Origin of the sequence: Mycobacterium sp. NPDC050551 (genome assembly GCF_040674075.1) — a bacterium.
GTDB lineage: Bacteria > Actinomycetota > Actinomycetes > Mycobacteriales > Mycobacteriaceae > Mycobacterium.
Genome location: NZ_JBFARC010000011.1, coordinates 1 through 6,190 on the forward strand (window position 1 = coordinate 1; position 6,190 = coordinate 6,190).

1 protein-coding gene is annotated in these 6,190 nt (G+C 69.5%); it reads left to right on the plus strand.

All coding sequences use genetic code 11. From position 1 onward, the window contains the following. On the plus strand, positions 1 to 6,190 hold a 6,190-nt coding region (locus tag AB0K11_RS27765), incomplete at both ends, for an amino acid adenylation domain-containing protein (protein WP_364984867.1).

Genomic DNA, 6,190 nt, shown 5'->3' on the forward strand with positions numbered 1-6,190 from the left:
TGATGGAGGAGATCCTGGCCGGGATCTTCGCCGAGGTGCTCGGCGTCGACCGGGTCGGCGTCGACGACTCCTTCTTCGCCATGGGCGGCGACTCGCTGTCGGCGATGCGCGTCATCGCGGCGATCAACAGGGCATTGGATTCCGATCTCGGCGTTCGGGTTCTGTTCGAGGCGCCCACGGTGGCCGGGTTGGCCGCACGTGTCGACGGACGCGGCGGAGGAGTGGAACCGCTGACGGCCGTGGCGGCGCGTCCGGCGGTGGTGCCGTTGTCCTTCGCGCAGAATCGGCTGTGGTTCCTCGACCAGTTGCACGGGCCCTCGCCGGTCTACAACATGGCGGTCGCCCTGCGGCTGACCGGGCGGCTGGACGGCGACGCGTTGCGCACGGCGCTGGCCGACGTGGTGGACCGGCACGAGTCCCTGCGTACCGTGTTCACTGACGTGGACGGCGTGCCCGCGCAGGTGGTGGTGCCGACGTCGGCTGCCGATGTGAGTTTGCGGGTAGTCGACGCCGCCGGATGGTCTCAGGCTCGGCTGTCCGAGGCGATCGAACGGACCGCATCCCACGCGTTCGATCTGGCGAACGAGATTCCGTTGCAGGCCACGCTGTTTCGGATCGCCGAGGACCAGCACGTCCTGGTGGGGATCGTGCATCACATCGCGGCCGACGGAACGTCGTTGGTCCCGTTGGTGGGAGATCTGAGCGTCGCGTATGCCGCCCGCAGTGAGGGGCGTGCACCCGGGTGGACGCCGTTGCCGGTGCAGTACGTCGATTACACGTTGTGGCAGCGCGCGCAATTCGGTGAGTTGACCGACAGCAGCAGTCGCATCGGTGGCCAATTGGCTTACTGGTTGCAGACATTGGACGGTCTGCCGGAACGCCTGCAGCTGCCGACGGATCGGCCCTACCCGCCGGTGGCGGACCAGCGTGGTGCTCGGATCGAGGTCGCATGGGCGCCCGAACTGCAGCAACAGGTGCGCGACCTGGCGGCCCACGCCAACACCACGACCTTCATGGTCATGCAGGCCGCGCTGGCGGTCCTGCTGAGTCGGGTTTCCGCGAGCTCCGATGTCGCGGTCGGCTTCCCGATCGCCGGGCGCAACGATCGTGCCCTGGACGAGTTGGTGGGTTTCTTCGTCAACACGTTGGTGCTCCGGGTCGATGTCGGCGGCGACCCCACTGTCACCGACCTGCTGGCGCAGGTGCGCTCCCGGGCACTGGCGGCTTATGAGCACCAGGACGTGCCGTTCGAGGTGATGGTGGAGCGGCTCAACCCGACCCGGTCGATGGCTCATCACCCGGTCGTGCAGGTGATGCTGGCGTGGCAGAACTTCGCCGGAGCCGAGCTGGACGCCGATGCCGGGTTCGACATGGGCCAGGTGCGGGCCACCCGTGAGCCGGTCGAGACCCACACCGCGCGAATGGACGTGTCGTTCGCGCTGGCCGAACAGTTCACCGCAACCGGGTCGTACGCCGGGATCTCCGGATCGGTGGAGTTCCGCACGGACGTGTTCGATCCCGCCACGATCGAGACCCTCGTCGGCCGGCTCGAGCGGGTGTTGGTGGCGATGGCGGCCGAGCCCGATCGCCGGCTCTCCTCGATCGACCTGCTCGACGACGTCGAACACGGACGCTTGGAGGAGTGGGGTAACCGGACCGTACTGGAACTGCCCGCGTCCTCGGTGCCGACCATTCCGGAGTTGTTCGCGCAGATCGTGAGTCGTGCGCCGGATGCGGCGGCGGTCGTCTTCGAAGGGCGCAGTCTGACCTACCGCGACGTGGATGTGGCGTCGAACCGGTTGGCGCACCTGTTGTCCGAGCGTGGTGCGGGTCCGGGGCGGCGCGTCGGATTGTTGCTGCCGCGCTCGGCGCAGTCCGTGATCGCGATCATGGCGGTGCTGAAGTCGGGAGCCGCATATGTGGCGATCGATCCGTCGGCGCCCGACGCGCGGATCGGATTCGTGCTCAACGATGCCGCGCCGGTCGTGGTGGTGACCACGAGGGAGCTCGCCGCGCGGGTCGACGGCTTCGACGGTGTGGTCATCGATCTCGACGACCACGCGATCGACGGTCATCCCAGCTCCGCAGTGGCGGTGCCAGCGGTCGACGACGTCGCGTACCTGATCTACACGTCGGGAACCACGGGTACGCCCAAGGGTGTCGCGGTGACCCACGGCAACGTGACGCAGTTGCTCGAGACCCTGGACGCCGGGCTGCCGCGGACCGGGGTGTGGGCACTGTGCCATTCGTTGGCGTTCGACGTGTCGGTGTGGGAGATCTTCGGCGCCCTGCTTCGCGGCGGCCAGGTGGTGGTCGTGCCGGAGTCCGTCGCGACCTCGCCGGACGAGTTCCACGACCTGCTGGTCGGCGCAGCGGTCGATGTGCTGACCCAGACGCCGTCGGCGGTGGCGATGCTCTCGCCGGACGGCTTGGAATCGGCGGCGCTGGTGGTGGTGGGTGAAGCATGCCCGCCGGAGGTCGTGACTCGGTGGGCGCCGGGCCGGGTGATGATCAACGCCTACGGTCCGACCGAGACCACGATGTGCGTGGCGATCAGCGAGCCGCTCTCGCCGGGGGCGCGCGTGCCGATCGGATCGCCGGTGGCCGGTGCGGCGTTGTTCGTGCTCGACGAGTGGCTGCGCCCGGTGCCCGCCGGCGTGGTGGGCGAGCTGTACGTCGCCGGCCGCGGAGTGGCCGACGGCTACGTGGGCCGGTCCGGTCTGACGGCATCGCGATTCGTCGCGTGCCCGTTCGCCGCGGCGGGAGAGACGTCCGGGATGCGGATGTACCGCACCGGAGATGTGGTGCGCTGGGGTGCCGACGGGCAGTTGGACTACATCGGCCGCGCCGACGAGCAGGTCAAGATTCGCGGCTACCGCATCGAACTCGGCGAAGTGCAGGCCGCGTTGGCGCAGGTGGACGGTGTGAGCCGGGCGGCGGTCATCGCCCGGGAGGATCGTCCGGGCGACAAGCGGCTCGTCGCCTACATCACCGGCAACGCCGATCCGGCGGCGGCGCGGACGGCGTTGGTGGAGCGGCTGCCCGCCTACATGGTGCCGGCGGCGTTCGTGGTGCTCGACGCGATTCCACTGACGTCGAACAACAAGCTGGATGTCAAGGCGCTGCCCGCACCGGAGTATCCGGACGGCCAGACCTACCGTGCCCCAACCGATCTCGTGGAAGACGTGCTCGCGGGAATCTTCGCCGAGGTGCTCGGGCTGGAGCGGGTCGGAGTCGACGACTCGTTCTTCGAGCTCGGCGGCGACAGCATCCTGTCGATGCAGGTGGTGTCGCGGGCGCGGGCGGCGGGCTTGACGTGCCGGCCGAAAGACGTGTTCACCGAGCAGACAGTGGCCCGCCTGGCGCGGGTGGTGTCCGTCGCCGATGGCGAGGTGATCGACGACGCCGGCGTCGGCGCGGTGGTGGCCACGCCGATCATGCGGTGGCTGGACAGCGTGACCGGTCCCACCGATCAGTTCAACCAGACCATGGTGGTGGCGGCGCCCGCGGAGGCGACCGAGGCCGACGTGGTCGCCGTTCTGCAGGCGGTACTGGATCGCCATCCGATGCTGCGCGCCGAAGTGACCGAGGACGGGTTGTGGGCACCCGAGCCGGGCACGGTGGACGCGGCCGGCTGCGTGCAGGTGACGGACGTGCTGTCGGAGGAAACGGTGGCCGGCGCCCGGTCCCGGTTGGACCCGACCGCGGGCGTGATGCTGTCGGCGGTGTGGGCGCAGGCGACGGGCGAACTGGCGTTGGTGGTACACCATCTGGCTGTCGACGGGGTGTCGTGGCGGGTGCTGCTCGAGGACGTGAACGTCGCGTGGGCGCAGCGCCGTGCCGGACAGCCGATCGCCTTGCCGGTGTCGGGGACGTCGTTCGCGCGGTGGTCGAAGCTGTTGGCCGAGCACGCGCTGTCCGATGGGGTGGCCGCGGCGGCGGACGACTGGCGTGCGGTGGCCGCCATTCCGGCGGCACTGCCGGCGCCGGACCCGGAGCGGGACACGTTCGCGTCGGCGGGGCAGTGGTCGGTGGAATTGGATGTCGAGACCACCCGGATGGTGTTGGGCGAGGTGCCTGCGGCGTTCCATACCGGGGTGCAGGACGTGCTGCTGGTCGCGTTCGGGTTGGCGTGCGCGGAGTTCCTCGGCACGGGCGGATCCCCGATCGGGATCGACGTCGAAGGCCACGGCCGCGACGAGGACGCGGTGGCCGGGGTGGACGTGTCGCGCACGGTCGGCTGGTTCACCACGAAGTACCCGGTCGCGTTGACCGGTGGCGGTGTCGGCTGGAGCCGTGTCGTCTCCGGTGACGCCGAGCTGGGCAGGGCGGTCAAGGACGCCAAGGAGCAGTTGCGTGCGCTGCCCGACGGTCTGACCTACGGCTTGTTGCGGTACCTGAACCCCGATGTCGACCTCGGCGGGGCGGATCCGGTGATCGGGTTCAACTACCTGGGCCGGCTCGGTGGGTCCGGTGAGCTGGGCGAGGAGTACTGGCGCCCGCACACCGGCACGGCGTGGGGGTCGGTGGCCGGAGCGATTCCGATGCCGTTGCCGCACAGCGTCGCACTCAACGCGGCGACCCTCGACACCGCGGACGGTGCCCGGCTGCAGGCGACATGGACGTGGGCGCCGTCGGTGCTGGACGAGGAGCAGGTGCAGCGGCTGAGCCGGTTGTGGTTCGACGCGCTGACCGGCATCTGCGCCCATGTGGGCCGCGGTGGTGGCGGGTTGACGCCGTCGGACGTCGCTCCGGCCAGGCTGACCCAGGACCAGCTCGACGAGCTGCAGCACCACGACCGCATCGCCGACGTGCTGCCCCTGACCCCGTTGCAACGCGGACTGCTCTACCACGCGGGCAGCGCCGAGGTGTATGCGTTGCAGCTGAGCTTCACTGTCACAGGTCCGCTGGACCCCAACGGCCTTGCCGCGGCGGCGCAGTCGGTCGTCAGCCGTCACCCGCATCTGGTGGCCCGATTCAGTCAGCGGTTCGACGAGCCGGTGCAGGTCATCCCCGCCGATCCGGTCGCGGGATGGCGCCACGTCGACGTCGAGGACGGCGTCATCGACGAGGACCGACTGGAACAGGAATCGGCCGCCGAACGCGTCGCGGTGTGTGATCTCGAGAACGCACCGGCATTCCGGATCATGTTGCTGAGCAACACGATCGATCGTCACCACGTGGTGTTGACCAGCCACCACATCGTGCTCGACGGGTGGTCGTTGCCCATCCTGCTGCAGGAGATCATCGCGGCGTACTTCGGCCAGCGGCTGCCCGCGGCGGTGCCGTACCGGCGGTTCGTGACATGGCTGGCGGAGCGCGATCGGGACGCGGCGCGAGTGGCGTGGGGTGCGGTGCTGGCTGGATTCGAGACACCGACACTGGTGGCGTCGCCGGAACGCCGGGAGAGCGGGCCCCGCGGGATCGCCTCGGGCGAGCTGTCCGAGCAGAGCACGCGGGCGTTGCAGGAGTTGGCGAGGTCGCAGCACACCACGGTCAGCACCGTGCTGCAGGGAGCATGGGCGGTGCTGCTGGGTTCGCTGACCGGCCAGCAGGACGTGGCCTTCGGGTCGGTGGTCTCGGGTCGACCGGATGACGTGCCCGGCGCAGAGTCGATGGTGGGGCTGCTGATCAACACGGTGCCGGCGCGGGCGAGGCTGACCCCGGTCACCACGGTCGCCGACCTGCTGGCCCAGATGCAGCTCGACCACAGCGCGACGCTGGAACACGAGCATCTGGCACTGCCCGACATCCATCGCGTCACCGGTCAGGACCAGCTGTTCGACACGCTGTTCGTCTACGAGAACTATCCGGTCGACACCGCTGCCCTCTCGGGTGGTGACGGCTTGACCATCGGCGAGCTCCGCAGCCGCGAGCTGAATCACTATCCGCTGACGATGCAGGCGTCGCCGGGCCGCACGCTGTCCTTCCGGCTCGAATACGACACCGATGTGTTCGACGCGGTGTCAGTGGAGTCGTTGATCGAGCGCTTGGAGCGCGTGCTGGCCGCGATGACGGCCGATCCCGCGGTGCGGATCGCGTCGCTGGATCTGCTCGATCCAGCGGAACACCGACGGCTCGATGAGTGGGGCCGGCGTGCGGTGTTGGGTGGGTCGGTTGGTGTGGGGTCGACGGTTCCGGAGTTGTTCGGGGCGCAGGTGGTGCGTCGTCCGTTGGCGCCGGCGTTGAC